Annotated in this window: 1 pseudogene; it reads right to left on the reverse strand. The window is 56.4% G+C overall.

From position 1 onward, the window contains the following. Positions 1-58 precede the first annotated feature (58 nt). Positions 59-257, reverse strand: a pseudogene (locus PQQ96_RS42315) (IS481 family transposase); the annotation flags it as partial.

Here is a 257-nt window from a genome sequence, read left to right on the forward strand (position 1 = left end):
GTGTATAGACCGGGGACATGGTTGACAAACGTGCGGGGACATCATTGACACTTTATGGTCAGTGATTTTCGCTCCTCAGGTCAAGGGTGAGGATGCGATGATGGGCAAACCAGAATTCAGATACGCCGTCTTCCCCCGGCTTTGCGCGCGCCGCAACCGGCAGCCCATAAAGTGCCTTGGACACCTTAAGGTGCCGTCCTTCAAAGCGTAGCTGGCCATTTGCCTTGACCCGCAGCACCACATCATCCGGGCCGTAC

Source organism: Paraburkholderia sediminicola (assembly GCF_046027825.1).
Taxonomy (GTDB): domain Bacteria; phylum Pseudomonadota; class Gammaproteobacteria; order Burkholderiales; family Burkholderiaceae; genus Paraburkholderia; species Paraburkholderia sediminicola_D.